The following is a 14,815-nucleotide window of genomic DNA, read 5'->3' on the forward strand; positions in this document are numbered from 1 at the left end:
AAGGGCTCCATTTTTTCAATCGTAACCGACATAACTACATCATATTTTGCGCGGTCAACTTTGTAGATTATCACAAGTACAATTACAACAAGCGTAGCTATTATGGCATACGAAATATGAGCGACAGACTGTGCCGGAAAAGCGGCTTATCCGTCTTTGTGCCGGTATGAAAAGCTCCAAGCGCAGAAAAGACAAAGGGTACGTATTACGGTAGAAATGACAAAGGCCTTATGATATAATCAAAAAACAGAAAACATGAACGGAGCTATAATTATGGACGATTTAACATATACTACTTCCATGATACAGGAAATTAAGGAATTACTATCCGGCGCACGTCAGCGCGTCGCCGTACAAGTAAATAATGAATTGTTATCTACTTACTGGAATATCGGACGTATTATCGTGGAGCATGAACAGGAGAGCAGAGAACGTGCAGCATACGGGAAATAAACTTTAAAAGAGTTATCCAGAGAATTAACGAAAGAATTTGGGAAAGGCTTTTCGCGTTCCAATTTACAGAATATGCGGGCATTTTATCTTGCTTATCCAATTTGCCAGACACTGTCTGGCAAATTGAGCTGGTCACATTATTGTGAACTTCTTTCGATTTCGGATATAGATAAACGTAGCTTTTACGAAAAAGAAACAATTAACTCCGGGTGGTCGATACGGGAAATGAAACGCCAGATTTCAACCTCTCTCTATGAGCGTTTGCTGCTTTCTGACGGAAAAGCCAATAAAGAAAAGATACTTGCCCTTGCAGAAAAAGGGATTGAAATGGCGCAGCCTGCGGATATGATAAAAGACCCGTATGTTTTTGAATTTTTAGGATTGCCGGAAAATAAATTGTTTATGGAAAGCGACCTTGAAAAAGCCCTTGTAGAACAAATTGAAAAATTCTTGTTGGAATTAGGACGCGGATTTATGTTCGTTGGAACTCAACAACGCGTAACTCTGAATAATACGCATTACTATGTGGATATGGTTTTCTATAACAAAATTCTCCGCGCTTATGTTCTAATAGAATTAAAAACCGTAAAACTCATGCCGGAAGCAATTGGACAACTAAATATGTATCTGAACTATTATGCAGCAGAGGTAAACGACGAACACGATAACCCACCTATCGGTATCATTCTTTGTACGGATAAAGACAGTGTCGCCGCTGAATATGCGTTAGGCGGACTTGCAAATAATATTTTTGCTTCCCGGTATGTTTCTTATATTCCGAACAAAGAACAGCTTATCGCCCAAGTAGAAGCTGTATTGCAGGAATGGCACAAAGGCAAAAAATAAGTACAAAAAAGCTGGAGCGCGGACAGTCAGTAAAGACCATCCGCGCTCCGGTTCTCTTATGGGTACAGCCAAGCAATGTTACACAGTAGGATGCCATTTTTAATACTTTTGATATTCTGCTGTATCGGCTATACTGTTTTTAATCCCGCGTCTCCATCAGGATAAGTGTTCCATAAGCAAAGGAAATTTCTACCTCATCCGCTTCAAATTCATTGCTTACACACAGACTGTCATAGGGCATCAGCGTATGTCCCCTAAGAGGATATTTCGCTCCGGAAATGTTGACTCCTTCCACAGTTCCTCCCAGAGAGAACACAGAAAAATAAGGGCCAAACGCCTCTTCTTTTTTCAGGCAGATTTCATCCTTTAAAAGCCGTATCTGGTTATGACTGTCGAGAAGTCTCGCATCTGCCCCCGCATCCAGGGCAATTTTCAGACTCTGGACATTCGCCCATATATGATCGATTCTTGTTCCCGTTCCTCCCAGTATCACAATCTCTTTTCTCCGCAGATCCATACAGAGCCTTAGTGCAATCTCTGTGTCAGACGCATCCTTTACCGGATTGAATTCTCTGATAGGAACATTCGTCTCTTCTTTGTAGTAATTTACAACGTCTGAAGGAGCGCTGTCAAAATCTCCTACAATATAGTTCGGGCAAATATCGTGTTCATATAAAAAGTCAAGCCCCTTGTCCACCCCGATAATAAATTCTGTCTCTTCACTGTTTAAAACAGAAAGCGCAAATTCTTCCTCTATTCTTCCACCACTTACAATGACTGTCCGTCTACTCATATTGCTTTAATATCTCCATAAATTTTGCTGTATTTTCTCTGATGTCTCCTTTAAACACACCGGAGCCCGATACAATGACATCGGCACCCGCCTGCAAAACTTCTCCCACGTTTTGATGGTAAATCCCACCGTCCACTTCAATCGCCGCGTCTGGATTCTTTTCTTCCAGAAGCCCTCTCAATTCCTGTATCTTGTTTAGAGAATAGGGAATAAAAGACTGTCCGCCAAATCCCGGCTCTACAGACATAATCAAAAACATTTCTGCTTCCTTTAAAAATGGATGCAGCATGTATACCGGTGTATTTGGTTTGATAGATATGCCGGCCTTCATTCCGTACTTATGGATCTCCTCTAATGTCCTGTGCAGATCTTCACATGCCTCATAGTGAACCGTAAGAAAATCTGCTCCCGCCTCCTTGAATGCTTTGACATACCGGATTGGCTCTGTCACCATCAGATGCACGTCCATCACCTGCTCTGTAACTCCGCGAATAGAAGAAAGCACTGGCATGCCAAAAGAAATACTCGGCACAAAATCTCCGTCCATCACGTCAAAATGAATATACTGTGCCCCTGCCTCTGCCGTCTGTCTTAACTGTTCTCCCAGTATTTTAAAATCCGCTGACAAAATAGACGGCGCTAAAATTTTTTGCATTTATCTAATACCTCCTTTTCTCTTTCAATTCCTGATATATCTCTGTGTAATCTTTATACCGTATTTTGTGAATTTTTCCTTCTTCCACCGCCGCCTTTACCGCACAGTCTGGCTCATGGATATGATCGCAGCCATGAAACTTACATGTTCCCTCATACTGCGCAAATTCCTTGAAATAATATTTCAGCTCTTCTTTTTCCAATTCATCGACATACAAAGAGCTAAAGCCCGGTGTATCCATGATATAGGAACCTTCTTCTATCACGATCAGCTCCGAATGTCTGGTTGTATGCTTTCCACGTGCAATCTTTTGGCTGATTCTCCCTGTCTCCATCTTCACCTCTGATTGCATCAGGTTAATCAGAGAAGACTTTCCCACGCCGGAAGGCCCTGCCACTGCTGTTGTCTTCCCCTTTAAGAACGCTTTCAGCCGATCCATATTTTCTTCTTTCTTTGCACTTGTAAACAATACCGGATATCCGCATGCCTCATATACTTCCTTTAGTTCTGCAACTTGCGTATCCTGTGCAATGTCCTTTTTGTTAAAGCACAGCACTGCCGGTATGCCTTTATAGTCCATCATAACCAGGAAGCGATCCAGAAGATGAAAATGTGGGCTGGGCTCTGTCACAGCAAATACAACCAAAGCTTGGTCAATATTGGCGACTGCCGGTCGCACCAGCTCATTTTTGCGCGGCAGGATTTCTATAATGCTGCCTTCTTTTTCTGTATCGCTGAGCACTTCAATTTCAACTTCGTCTCCTACCAGCGGCTTTTTTTTATCTTTTCTGAAAATCCCCTTTGCTTTACACTCATAAACACCGGATTCTACTACGTCAACGTAGTAGAATCCGGCAATTCCTTTTATTATTTTTCCCTGCATCTTATCTTACCTTGCTGTCACTGCGTAGTTTCATCCGAACCGTCTCCGCCTGTCCCCGGATCCGTCTGTTCCGGCCCCTTGCTCACTACGAAGTCTATATATGTCCCCTCGTCCACACTTCCACTGACAGCCTGCCGGATGACAATACCCTGTCCGAAATCGTTACTGTACTCATACGTAATCTGTCCCACTTTCAGACCTGCACTCTCCAGCATCTGCCGCGCATCTGCCTCTGAATAACCGGCAATCGTCGGAACCGACACTTTCTTTGTCTGCGGCCCTTTACTGATAACATAATCTACATTGGAGCCTTTATCCACCTTTTTGTCCGCCTTTGTTCCCTGTGAAATGACCTGTCCTGCCTCATATTTATCGCTGTATTCTTCGGTCACATTTCCGGGATTTAATCCTGCGTTGTACAGCGCGTTCGCCGCGTCCTCTGACCACATTCCCACTATGTTAGGCACAGTGGCAGGCTCTGCCCCAAGGCTTACATACATCTTTACTGTAGAGCCCTCTTTTACTTCTGTTCCCGCGGCAGGATCCGTAGAAATCACCTTTCCTTCCTCCACAGTATCATCATACTGACCTTCGGAGGTTACTACGAGATTTGCCTTTTCTAATGCTTTCTGCGCAGCATCTTCATCCTTTCCAACCACGTCCGGCACAGAAATTGTCTCTGCTTTCTTGCCTGTGCTGACCACTACTTTTACTTCTGTATTTTTCGCTACTTTCTTCCCTTTTCCTGGATCCTGACTGATAATCTCGCCTTTCTCATATTTCTCTGACTCTTTCCGTTCGGAGACAACCATACCCAGCTTCTTTTTATTCAGCGCTTCTTTTGCTTCCTCTTCTGTCATTCCTGTGACATCCGGCACTGTTACTTTTGAGGAAGTTGTCTGTGTCGTGCCTGCGCCTCCTTTAAAAAGCCCTGCCGCGTTCGCGATCATAAAAATCACAGCGAGAGCGATCACCGCAGCCGCCACTATCATCAAAATTTTCATGATCTTCTTCGTATTCGGATCTACATTATTTTTCTTACGATTCTTTTCGTACCTGCTGTCCTCGTCGTCCTCTTCCTCATCATCATAGTCTTCATCGTCATACTCCTCGTCATCATAAGGACGTCCCTGCACACGATCCAGCTCTTCTGTAGACATCACAACCGTTCTGTCGCCTGTATTGCCGTAAATGCCTGAATAGACAAAATCTCCTTCCGGATCAACCAAAGAACGCTTCAGATCCAAAATCAAATCTTCACAGTTTAAATATCTGTTTTCTGGGTTTTTCTGCGTACATTTTAAAATGATACATTCCAGGCTGTAGGGAATATCCGGCACTTCCTCTGCCGGGGACGGCACTTCCTCCTGCAAATGCTTAATCGCAACAGAAACCGTAGAATCCCCGTCAAACGGCACATGTCCCGTAATCATTTCATACATAGTGATTCCGGCAGAATAGATGTCGCTCTTCTCATCTACAATACCGCCCCGCGCCTGTTCCGGAGAAGTATAATGTACCGATCCCATCACACTGGCGCTGATCGTATTTGTAGAAGTCGTCGCTCGCGCGATTCCGAAATCTGTTACTTTTACCTTCCCGTCTTTGGAAATAATAATATTCTGGGGTTTGATGTCCCTGTGAACGATATGCTGGTTGTGAGCTGCCTGAATACCTGTCACCATCTGAATCGAGATGCTGATGGTTTCCTTCGCTGAAAGCTGTCCCTTCTTTTCAATATAATCTTTCAGCGTGATTCCTTCTACCAGTTCCATGACCATATAATAAAGGCCCCGATCCTGTCCTACGTCATACACATTGACTACGTTCGGATGCATCAGCCCCGCCGCAGCCTGTGCTTCGCTTAAAAATTTCTGGATAAACACTTCATCCGTACGGAAATCACTTTTCAGCACTTTAATCGCTACATATCGGTTCAGCTTGTGGTCTTTTCCTTTATACACATCCGCCATTCCGCCGGAACCAATACGGCCCAGTATTTCATACCGTTTTCCTAAAAATACTCCTTCTTTAATCATATACTCACCTCATCTGCGAACGGTTCCACCAATACAATTCCAATATTGTCTGTACCGCCGTTTTCTTTTGCAGCTTCTACCAGAGACTGCGCCGCTTCTACGATGTCTCTTCCACCCTGTACAATATGGAAGAGCTCCTCATCCTCCACCATATTGCTCAATCCGTCTGTACACATCAAGATGATGTCCCCCTTTTTCAGACGGTGCTCGTAAAAGTCTACCTCCACATCTGCCTTCGCCCCGATTGCCCTTGTGATAATATTTTTGTCTGGGTGATGCTTTGCCTCTTCCGGCTTAATTCCCCCCAGACGCACCATCTCTTCCACAAGAGAATGGTCCTTTGTCAGCTGCTGGATTCCCTGGTTAATCAGATATAAACGACTGTCCCCGACATTGGCAAAATACATCATCTGTCCCTCGATTGTTGCCGCAACAATTGTTGTCCCCATTCCTTTGAGGTGTGTATCCGAAGAAGCTTTCTTGATAATTTCTTTATTTGCTTTTTTAATCGCCTGTACAAGCGCCTTTTCTACATCTTCCTCATCGCTTTGCTTTAACTCCCGCTGCAAAACCTCTACTGTGTATTTGGATGCATAATCTCCCGCCTGATGTCCTCCCATTCCGTCTGCCACCACAAATAAATTGTGCAGGGTACCAAGCGGTTTGTCCGTCGTATAGACATAATCTTGATTTACCTGTCTTACCATTCCTACGTCAGTAATGGAAAATGTCTTCATAAATCTTCTCCTTTAATTATTCTGCCAATTTCTCCTCTTTTTTGCAGATACATGTCTGCGGCTGCTATCTGGAGGAAGGGGTATACCGCCTGCGAAGCTGTCCGCAGGCCCCGTCAATATCTGCGCCCATTTCCCTTCTTATAGTAACATTTATCCCATTTTTTTCAAGTTTATTTTTGAAATTCAAGGTATTTTTACTGTCCGGACGCTGAAACTTATGCTCCTGAATCGGATTTACCGGAATTAAGTTCAGATGGCAGTTCCTGGGCTTCAAAATCTGAATCAGCTCTTTTGCATCCTGGTCTGTGTCATTGACATCATGGACAAGGCTGTATTCAAAAGTGATTCTTCTGCCCGTTTTTTCAAAGTATATATCACAGGCATGTAATACCTCTTTCAGATCATACTTATTTGCCACAGGCATAAGTATCTTCCTTTTTTCCTGTGTAGAGCCATGCAGGGACAGTGCAAGCGTAATCTGTAAGGACTCCTCTGCCAGCTTAAGAATCTGCGGTACCAGACCGCAGGTAGATACGGTAACATTCCGCTGACTGATATGCAGCCCATGTGTATCGGTGAGAATTTGGAGGAAGCGCAAAAAATTCTCATAATTATCGAGTGGTTCTCCAGTGCCCATCACTACTACATTGGACACCCTCTCACCAGTCATTTTCTGAATCTGGTAAACTTGACCCAGCATTTCTGACGGATACAGGTTCCTGACGAGTCCTCCGATTGTGGAAGCACAAAAACGACACCCCATCCGGCATCCTACCTGTGAAGAAATACAGACGGAGTTCCCATGCTTATAACGCATAAGAACACTTTCCACCATATTGCCGTCATACAGTTCGAAAAGGAATTTATTCGTTCCGTCTAATTTTGATTCCTGTCTCTTGAACATCCGGACAGGAAGGATGACATATTCTGCATTCAGCTTTTCTCTTAATCCCTTAGACAAATTTGTCATTTCATCAAATGTGTCTGCAAGCTTTACATGCATCCATTCGTAGATCTGTTTTGCACGAAACTTCTTTTCCCCAAGTCTCTCTATTTCTGTCTGCAGTTGTTCATATGTATATGCACGAATTTCTTTTTTCATATCCTGTCACTTTCTTTTTTACGCACCAGCCTGGCAATAAAAAAACCATCGCTGTCATGGATGCCTGGGAGAAGCTGAAGCCATCCTTCACCGCTTACACTTTCCTTCAATTCTTCACACAAGTCTTCTTTTATATTCTCCAGTACAAAATCGGGATGGTTTTTCAGAAACCAGCGAATATTTTCCTCATTTTCCTCTCTGTGTATGGTACAGGTGCTGTATAGGAGAGTTCCCCCTGGTCTCACGTAATTCTGCACAGTACTTAATATATTTCTCTGCAGAAGAACCAGCTCTTCCATTCCCTCCCTGGTGATTTTATATTTTAAGTCTGTCTTTTTTCCAAGTACTCCCAAACCAGAACAGGGCAGATCGGCGAGTACAATATCCGCCTTTCCTCTCTCCTTTTCATCTAGTATTGTCGCATCCTTACAGACTGCCTTTATATTTTTCAAGCCTGTACGCGCAATATTTTCTTCTATCAATTCTGTCTTGTACACCGTCAGATCCCTGGCTTCTACAAAGCCAGTGTTACAAAGCTTTTCCGCCATGTGAAGCGCCTTACCTCCCGGGGCCGCGCAGACATCCAATATTCTGTCATTTCTCTTTACCCTCGCGGCCTCCACTGCAAGCATAGAGCTTATATCCTGTACAAGAAACCATCCTTTACAAAAGCAGTCCAGATTTTTAAGGTGATCGTAACCCGATATGCGAAACGCATACGGTAGATATGGATGTTCCTTTACATGCACCCCCTCCTTCATAAGCGCTTCCTTTAGCATTGACGGGGATACCTTCTCTTGATTACAGCGGATCGTAACCGGAATTTCCCGTTGAAAGGAGGCGGCAATTTTCTCTATTGTTGCTGTGTCTATGTCCCTGCTCCACATATCCAAAATCCACTCTGGCATAGAGTATTTTACAGAGAATGCTCTGGTTCCTTCTTTCGGATACTCTACCTTATCTATATTTCTCGCCACATTTCGAAGCACTCCGTTTACAAATCCTTTTAGGTTTGCAAATCCTTTCTTCACTGCCAGCTTCACAGCTTCATTGCAGACCGCCGCATCCGGAATACTGTCCATATATTTCAGCTGGTATACAGCACTCCTTAATATCGCGCGGATCACCGGTTTCATTTTCTTTACTTTTACTTTTGAAAAGCAATCCAGTATATAATCTATCTCTATCAAATGTTCCAGCGTCCCTTCTGTCACGCGAGTAATAAAGGCACGCTCTTTTTTCTCCATATACTGGTACTTTTCAAGAGTTCTGCGAAGCACAATGTGACTGTATTCTCCTTCTTCTGTCACTTCTAAAAGAATTCCAAACACCAGCTCCCTCTCACTTACCGGCTTAGTCATGGTTCCTTCTTCCTCCTGTCAAAATCAATAGACGAAGAAGCTGCAAAATCATTGCAGCTGCACTCGCCACATAGGTAAGCGCCGCTGCGCTTAATACTTTCTTCGTCGCATCCACCTCATCCGGATACAACATACCGGAGGTTTCCAACACTCTGACTGCCCGACTGGAGGCATTGAACTCTACTGGAAGCGTTATAAGCTGGAACAAAACAGCAGCCGAAAACAGGTAAATTCCCAGATTGATCAGAATAGAGGACATGTTCCCATTTATAAAAAGCCCAATCAGAATCAACGGCCACGCCGCCATAGAACCAATATTTGCAACCGGAACCAGAGAGCCTCTGATCTTCAGGGGTGTATATCCAACCGCATGCTGTACCGCGTGTCCACATTCATGCGCCGCTACGCCAATAGCCGCCACAGAAGAAGAATTGTATGTCGCATCAGAAAGTCCCAGCGTCTTATTCCTGGGATCATAGTGGTCTGTCAGATTTCCCGGAATATGATGTACCGTTACATCATAGATTCCATTCATATGCAAAATCCGTTCTGCCGCCTCTTTTCCTGTCATGCCCGTATGACTTCGCATACGGGAATATTTCGCATATACCCGATTTACCCGAGAGGAAGCGATAATACAAATCACTGCTCCGATAAGCACTAACATATACGTAGGGTCTAGATAATATCCGTAAAACATAGTTTCTCCTCCTTGAAATTTATACCGGCATGCATAAGCCTTAGCTTACGCGTGGAACACCGTTCCTGCTTCAATTGTATACCCCCGTAGAAAAGCCTCCGTCTCCATTCTCTTTTTTCCTGGAATCTGTAGTTCATAGACAGCAAGTATTCCGTCGGCAGTCTGTACACAGACACAGTCCTTTCTTACCGCTGTCACTGTTCCCGGAACTGCCCTTTCGTTTTTATCCTTCTCCTCTGGTTCTACCTTTGCTCTCCAGATTTTCAATACTTTATCCTGCCAGTGTGTATATGCGCTGGGCCAGGAATTTAGCCCTCTCACCAGCCGTTCTATCAAAACTGCGGGCTGGTTCCAGTCGATATTTCCCATCCTCTTATCCAGCATCTTCGCATAGGCAGTCGGACTTTCTCCCTGTTTTTTAAATACCGCGGTTCCTTCCTCTATCCTTTTTAATGTCTCTACACAAAGCTTTGCTCCTGCCGCGGCAAGTTTATCGTGCAGACTCTCTCCTGTCTCATTTTCATCAACCGGCACCTCTGTCTTTAGAATCATGTCTCCGGTATCCAGTCCTTCGTCCATCTGCATTGTCGTAACCCCCGTCACACTCTCTCCATTTATGATCGCCCACTGGATAGGAGCTGCTCCCCTGTATTTTGGAAGCAAAGATGCATGAACATTGATACATCCATACGGTGTAAGGGTCAAAATTTCTTTCGGCAATATTTGCCCAAATGCGACCACAACCATCACATCCGCAGCATACTTTTTTAATTCTTCCACACATTCTTTCTTTCGAATCTTTTCTGGCTGAAAGACAGGAATCTGGTACTTCTGCGCCGCCTCCTTTACAGGCGAAAACTGCACCTCTTTTCCACGCCCTTTTTGTCGGTCAGGCTGTGTCACTGCAAGGCAGATCTCATGTCCCGCCTCTATAAGCGCTTCGAATGTCCCCACCGAAAAATCCGGTGTTCCCATAAAAATAATCCGCATCTATTCTTCCTCCTTGGTTTCCTCCTCACTGTACGACACATCGTGCAGCCCGTCCTGCGTCTTGTCTACATACAGTTCCCCTTTTAAATGATCGATTTCATGGCAGAATGCCCTTGCAAGCAGGCCTTCCCCTTCCATCTCAAAGGGTTCCATATTTTCATCAAGAGCGCGCACTTTTACACGCTCCGGACGTGTCACGATCCCCCACTTTCCAGGCACACTTAAGCATCCCTCTTCTCCCGTCTGCTCCCCAGATGTTTCTATAATCTCTGGATTTACAAGCACAATCGGTCCTTCTCCCACATCGATAACCACAATTTTCTTCAGGACGCCAACCTGCGGTGCTGCAAGGCCTACCCCCATCTTCTCATACATGGTATCCAGCATATCTTCAATGAGTATCTTTGTGCGGAATGTCATCTTTGCAACCTCTTTACATGGTTTTGTTAATATTTCATCTCCTATTTCACGTACTTCCCTGATTGCCATAATTGCCTCCTGTTTTTCTTATAGATGCATCGGATTGAAATCAAACTGAATCCGCATCTTAGCAAATCCAGAATTCACTTCAATATATTGCTCTAGTCTGTTTTTTATCCCTACCAGTGTATCATATCTTTTTGCTTTTATATAGAGTACTCTTCGATATACATCGTTGATTTTTCCGATTCCAGGGCTTGCAGGCCCAATTATCTGTATTTCTCCTGCCCCCAAAAAACGCGTGACAAATTCCTTTAAATATTTGCATCCTGTCTCTAATATAGCCTCTTCTTTGCCGCTTGCCAGTACAGCCAGCAGATTCTCTGCCGGCGGATACCCCATCCATTTACGATACTGAATTTCCTCTGCATAAAAGGTTTCATAGTCCTGCGCTGCCGCTGTCTCTACAGCATAATGCTCAGGGCTGTATGTCTGAATCACTGCTTCTCCTTCTATATCGCCTCTTCCAGAACGTCCCACCGCCTGTGTCAGAAGCTGAAATGTACGTTCTCCGGCGCGGTAATCATCTGCATATAAAGACATGTCTGCCGCCAAAATTCCCACCAGTGTCACATCTGAAAAGTCGTGTCCCTTTACAATCATCTGGGTACCCACTAAAATATCTGCCTCTTTGTCTGCAAATGCAGATAAAATCTTTTCATGCCCGTCTTTTCCGCGTGTTGTATCCATATCCATCCGAAGGGTGCGTGCCTGCGGAAACCTACGCTTTACCATCTCTTCAATCTGCTGTGTCCCCGCTTTAAATTCCCCCACATGCCGCGATCCGCATACAGGGCAGGCAGACGCTTTCGGCTCCTCATATCCACAGTAATGACATACAAGCCTTCCATTCCTGTGCAGAGACAGTGACACGTCACAATGGGGACACTTTATCACATGTCCGCACTCCCGACAGGAGAGAAAGCCCGCGTATCCTCTGCGGTTTAAAAACAACAGGATCTGCTCCTTTCTTCTCAGCCTTTCTTCCATCATCTCTTGCAGCTTTCTGCTTAAAATAGAACGATTTCCACTTTTTAATTCCTCCCGCATATCGACAACGCTTACTTTTGCCAGCTTCTGCATGCCGCTTCTGTTCTTCATTTCCAACAGCGTATAGTTTCCCTGCCTTGCGCGGTACATTGCCTCCATAGAAGGGGTTGCACTTCCCAAAACTACACTCGCTTGTTCCATACTTGCCCTTTGAATCGCCGTCTCTCGTGCATGGTAGCGCGGCACCTGTTCGCTTTTATACGTATTCTCATGCTCCTCATCTATGACGATCAACCCTAAATTTGGCAACGGAGTAAACAATGCAGAACGCGGCCCTATCATCACATCTACTTCCCCATCTTTGGCCCGCAGCATCTGATCATAACGTTCACCCGCAGACATCCGCGAATTCATAATGGATACCCGATCTCCAAAACAGCTATAGAACCGCAGCACTGTCTGATATGTCAGGGCAATTTCTGGTATCAGTACAATCGCCTGCCTGCCCTGCCTCACTACAAGCTGTATCATTTCCATGTATACTTCTGTCTTACCACTTCCAGTAACCCCATAGAGCAGATACGTTTTATAGAATTGTCTTTCATAGTCTTGCCGAAAAGTGTCAATCGCATGCTTTTGTTCCGGCGTAAATGTAATTTCTTTCCTCTGCTGCGTCTTTCCTTTTACAGGATTGCGGTATATCTGTTCGGACTCTAAAGCGATCACCTTTTGCTCTTCCAGCGCCCGTATCACAGGCATTGTAATACTTAGCTTCTTGTTGACCAATTCATACTCCAACACCGGATGATCCAAGAGTGCAGCCAACAGCCTCGCACGCGCTCTCTGATTTTTTTCCAGATAAAAGGCCAGTCTTTGCTCTCCTGTCTCTTTGTCCAGGAGGAGCCGCACCTGCCTTTTCACCTTTGCATTTTCCTTTTGCTTGATGGGAAGTACCGTCTTTAATGCCTGAATCATCGTTCCGCCGTACTGCTCCTTCATCCATGCCGCAAGAGCAATCAGTTTTGCCTCAATCGCCACGCCGTCCTTGGAGATTTCCTGGATTTCTTTTATTTTGGACACATCATAGTCGCTGTGCTCGGAAAAGCCCGTCACGTACCCTTTTGTAATCCGGTTTCCTTTTCCGAACGGAATCCATACTTCCATACCAATAGAAAGTTCCCCTTCCATTCGGGAGGGGACTTTGTATTGAAAAATTTTATCCAGCTTTTCGTGTGTAATATCCACAATAATATTGGCAAACATGTATCTGCCTCACCTACTTTTTCTCTTCTTTTCTTTCTTCTAATACTTCCTGAATCAAAATACGCTCATCCATCGGGTATTTCACACCCTTGATTTCCTGATAATCTTCATGCCCCTTTCCTGCAAGGACAATGACATCCCCTGTCTGTCCATGTTCAATGACATAGCGGATTGCCTCTTTCCGGTCACAGATCTCTATATATTTTCCTTTCGTCCTTGCAATTCCCTTTTTAATGTCATCTATAATTGCCTGTGGCTCTTCAAATCTTGGATTGTCAGATGTAATCACTGTCAGATCTGCAAGTCGTCCTGATACTTCTCCCATTTCATATCTGCGATCCTTCGATCGGTTTCCTCCACATCCGAACACACAGACTAGTCTCTGCGGATGATATTCCTTCAGCGTTGTCAACAGGCTCTCCAGGCTCATTGCGTTGTGTGCATAGTCGATCATCAATGTAAAATCCTCTGAGACTTTCACCATCTCAATCCTGCCTTTGACCTTCGCTTGCTTCAGTGCTCTTTTAATCTTATCCGCCGGCACGTCAAAATGACGGCACACCGCAATTGCTGTCAAAGAATTATAAACACTGAATGTCCCCGGAATATCGATCTCTACATCCATATCCATAACTCCTGAAGCATGGTATGCCACCCCCAGGTAGCCCGGCCTGGTTACGAGATGCACATCCATAGCACGCAGATCTGCTTTCTTGGAAAATCCAAATGTCTCCGTCCGGCAAGTGGCATTTTGAAAAACGTCTTCAAAATATTTATCGTCCACATTTGCAATTCCAATTCTGCACTGCTTAAACAACAACCCCTTGCACCTTTTATAGTCTTCAAAATCCTTATGTTCATTGGGCCCGATATGATCTTTTCCCAGATTCGTAAAAATCCCTATCTCAAACGGAATCCCTGCGGTTCTATGAAGCATCAAACCTTGGGAGGACACTTCCATTACAACACTGTCGCAGCCTTCCTTGAGCATCCTGGCAAAATACTGGTGGATCGTATAAGACTCCGGTGTTGTATTCGCTGCCGGAATCCTTTCCTCACCGATGATCGCCTCAATGGTTCCGATTAACCCTACCTTATGTCCTACCTCCTCTAAAATCGATTTGATCAGATAGGTCGTAGTAGTCTTTCCCTTTGTCCCTGTGATTCCGATGATTTTCAGCTTCTCTGCAGGATAACCAAAATATGCTGCTGACATTAAGGCAAGGGCATACCGGGAATCGCTGACCTTTATCACCGTCATCCCCTCCGGCGCGTCCACCTTTCTTTGCACAATCACTGCCGCTGCTTTCTTATCTGCCACTTCCTTTACATACGCATGCCCGTCAGATACTGCTCCACTGATACATACAAAAACAGAGCCTGCCTCTACTTTCCGAGAATCATTGACAAGCGTTGTCACCTCCGTCTCATCACTTCCCTGGATCACTTCATATTCCAAACGTTCTAGTAACTCATTTAGTTTCATTCTTTACTCCTCCTCAGGAAACCTCTGCCTCTTTATC

General features: G+C 44.6%; 12 protein-coding genes and 2 pseudogenes. 2 read left to right on the forward strand and 12 right to left on the reverse strand.

The annotated features are described in order from the left end of the window. Nucleotides 1-29: 29 nt before the first annotated feature. Nucleotides 30-164: pseudogene (locus ACZ5C4_RS13600) on the forward strand (relaxase/mobilization nuclease domain-containing protein); the annotation flags it as partial. 109 nt (nucleotides 165-273) lie between these two features. After that, nucleotides 274-1,299 (forward strand): annotated as a pseudogene (locus ACZ5C4_RS13605) (PDDEXK nuclease domain-containing protein). Between the two features lie 139 nt (nucleotides 1,300-1,438). Here the strand turns inward: ACZ5C4_RS13605 and ACZ5C4_RS13610 are convergent. From ACZ5C4_RS13610 to ACZ5C4_RS13665, 12 genes are all read right to left on the reverse strand, one after another. Beyond that, a complete protein-coding gene (locus tag ACZ5C4_RS13610; protein WP_464521483.1) occupies nucleotides 1,439-2,092 on the reverse strand; it encodes a thiamine diphosphokinase in 654 nt (217 codons plus the stop codon). After that, a complete protein-coding gene (rpe, locus tag ACZ5C4_RS13615; RefSeq protein WP_464521484.1) occupies nucleotides 2,085-2,747 on the reverse strand; it encodes a ribulose-phosphate 3-epimerase in 663 nt (220 codons plus the stop codon). The genes ACZ5C4_RS13610 and rpe overlap by 8 nt, the downstream gene beginning before the upstream one ends. 4 nt (nucleotides 2,748-2,751) lie before the next feature. Continuing rightward, complete coding sequence (gene rsgA / locus ACZ5C4_RS13620) at nucleotides 2,752-3,630, reverse strand: ribosome small subunit-dependent GTPase A (protein ID WP_464521485.1); 879 nt, start codon at nucleotides 3,628-3,630, stop codon at nucleotides 2,752-2,754. Nucleotides 3,631-3,647: 17 nt separating this feature from the next. After that, nucleotides 3,648-5,669: a Stk1 family PASTA domain-containing Ser/Thr kinase gene (gene pknB / locus ACZ5C4_RS13625; RefSeq protein WP_464521486.1), complete on the reverse strand. Its 2,022-nt coding sequence runs from the start codon at nucleotides 5,667-5,669 to the stop codon at nucleotides 3,648-3,650. Beyond that, on the reverse strand, nucleotides 5,666-6,406 hold the full coding sequence (locus tag ACZ5C4_RS13630) for a Stp1/IreP family PP2C-type Ser/Thr phosphatase (RefSeq protein WP_186876837.1): 741 nt from the start codon (nucleotides 6,404-6,406) through the stop codon (nucleotides 5,666-5,668). Before ACZ5C4_RS13630 ends, pknB begins: the two co-directional genes overlap by 4 nt. A gap of 64 nt (nucleotides 6,407-6,470) precedes the next feature. Further along, on the reverse strand, nucleotides 6,471-7,508 hold the full coding sequence (rlmN, locus tag ACZ5C4_RS13635) for a dual-specificity RNA methyltransferase RlmN (protein WP_464521487.1): 1,038 nt from the start codon (nucleotides 7,506-7,508) through the stop codon (nucleotides 6,471-6,473). Next, nucleotides 7,505-8,869 carry a 16S rRNA (cytosine(967)-C(5))-methyltransferase RsmB gene (gene rsmB / locus ACZ5C4_RS13640; RefSeq protein WP_464521488.1) on the reverse strand — a complete coding sequence of 455 codons (1,365 nt, stop codon included), beginning with the start codon at nucleotides 8,867-8,869 and terminating at the stop codon, nucleotides 7,505-7,507. The genes rlmN and rsmB overlap by 4 nt, the downstream gene beginning before the upstream one ends. After that, entirely contained in the window at nucleotides 8,862-9,569 is a 708-nt protein-coding gene (locus tag ACZ5C4_RS13645; RefSeq protein ID WP_464521489.1) for a zinc metallopeptidase, read from the reverse strand. The genes rsmB and ACZ5C4_RS13645 overlap by 8 nt, the downstream gene beginning before the upstream one ends. A 45-nt stretch (nucleotides 9,570-9,614) precedes the next feature. Continuing rightward, on the reverse strand, nucleotides 9,615-10,559 hold the full coding sequence (fmt, locus tag ACZ5C4_RS13650) for a methionyl-tRNA formyltransferase (protein WP_464521490.1): 945 nt from the start codon (nucleotides 10,557-10,559) through the stop codon (nucleotides 9,615-9,617). Then, a complete protein-coding gene (gene def, locus ACZ5C4_RS13655) occupies nucleotides 10,560-11,048 on the reverse strand; it encodes a peptide deformylase (protein ID WP_464521491.1) in 489 nt (162 codons plus the stop codon). 18 nt (nucleotides 11,049-11,066) lie between these two features. Next, the gene (gene priA, locus ACZ5C4_RS13660; RefSeq protein WP_464521492.1) at nucleotides 11,067-13,292 is read right to left on the reverse strand and encodes a replication restart helicase PriA; all 2,226 of its coding nucleotides are present in this window, start codon (nucleotides 13,290-13,292) and stop codon (nucleotides 11,067-11,069) included. 13 nt (nucleotides 13,293-13,305) lie between these two features. After that, nucleotides 13,306-14,778, reverse strand: coding sequence for a UDP-N-acetylmuramoyl-L-alanyl-D-glutamate--2,6-diaminopimelate ligase (locus tag ACZ5C4_RS13665; RefSeq protein WP_464521493.1), 1,473 nt, complete (start codon nucleotides 14,776-14,778; stop codon nucleotides 13,306-13,308). Between the last annotated feature and the right edge of the window lie 37 nt (nucleotides 14,779-14,815).

Source organism: Mediterraneibacter flintii, from assembly GCF_055387595.1.

Excerpts from the sequence above, each read along its gene's own strand:
- fmt (WP_464521490.1), bottom strand. The coding sequence starts at position 10,559 with ATGCGGATTATTTTTATGGGAACACCGGATTTTTCGGTGGGGACATTC.
- ACZ5C4_RS13665 (WP_464521493.1), bottom strand. The coding sequence starts at position 14,778 with ATGAAACTAAATGAGTTACTAGAACGTTTGGAATATGAAGTGATCCAG.
- rsgA (WP_464521485.1), bottom strand. The coding sequence starts at position 3,630 with ATGCAGGGAAAAATAATAAAAGGAATTGCCGGATTCTACTACGTTGAC.
- pknB (WP_464521486.1), bottom strand. The coding sequence starts at position 5,669 with ATGATTAAAGAAGGAGTATTTTTAGGAAAACGGTATGAAATACTGGGC.
- priA (WP_464521492.1), bottom strand. The coding sequence starts at position 13,292 with ATGTTTGCCAATATTATTGTGGATATTACACACGAAAAGCTGGATAAA.
- rpe (WP_464521484.1), bottom strand. The coding sequence starts at position 2,747 with ATGCAAAAAATTTTAGCGCCGTCTATTTTGTCAGCGGATTTTAAAATA.
- ACZ5C4_RS13610 (WP_464521483.1), bottom strand. The coding sequence starts at position 2,092 with ATGAGTAGACGGACAGTCATTGTAAGTGGTGGAAGAATAGAGGAAGAA.
- rsmB (WP_464521488.1), bottom strand. The coding sequence starts at position 8,869 with ATGACTAAGCCGGTAAGTGAGAGGGAGCTGGTGTTTGGAATTCTTTTA.
- ACZ5C4_RS13630 (WP_186876837.1), bottom strand. The coding sequence starts at position 6,406 with ATGAAGACATTTTCCATTACTGACGTAGGAATGGTAAGACAGGTAAAT.
- rlmN (WP_464521487.1), bottom strand. The coding sequence starts at position 7,508 with ATGAAAAAAGAAATTCGTGCATATACATATGAACAACTGCAGACAGAA.
- ACZ5C4_RS13645 (WP_464521489.1), bottom strand. The coding sequence starts at position 9,569 with ATGTTTTACGGATATTATCTAGACCCTACGTATATGTTAGTGCTTATC.
- def (WP_464521491.1), bottom strand. The coding sequence starts at position 11,048 with ATGGCAATCAGGGAAGTACGTGAAATAGGAGATGAAATATTAACAAAA.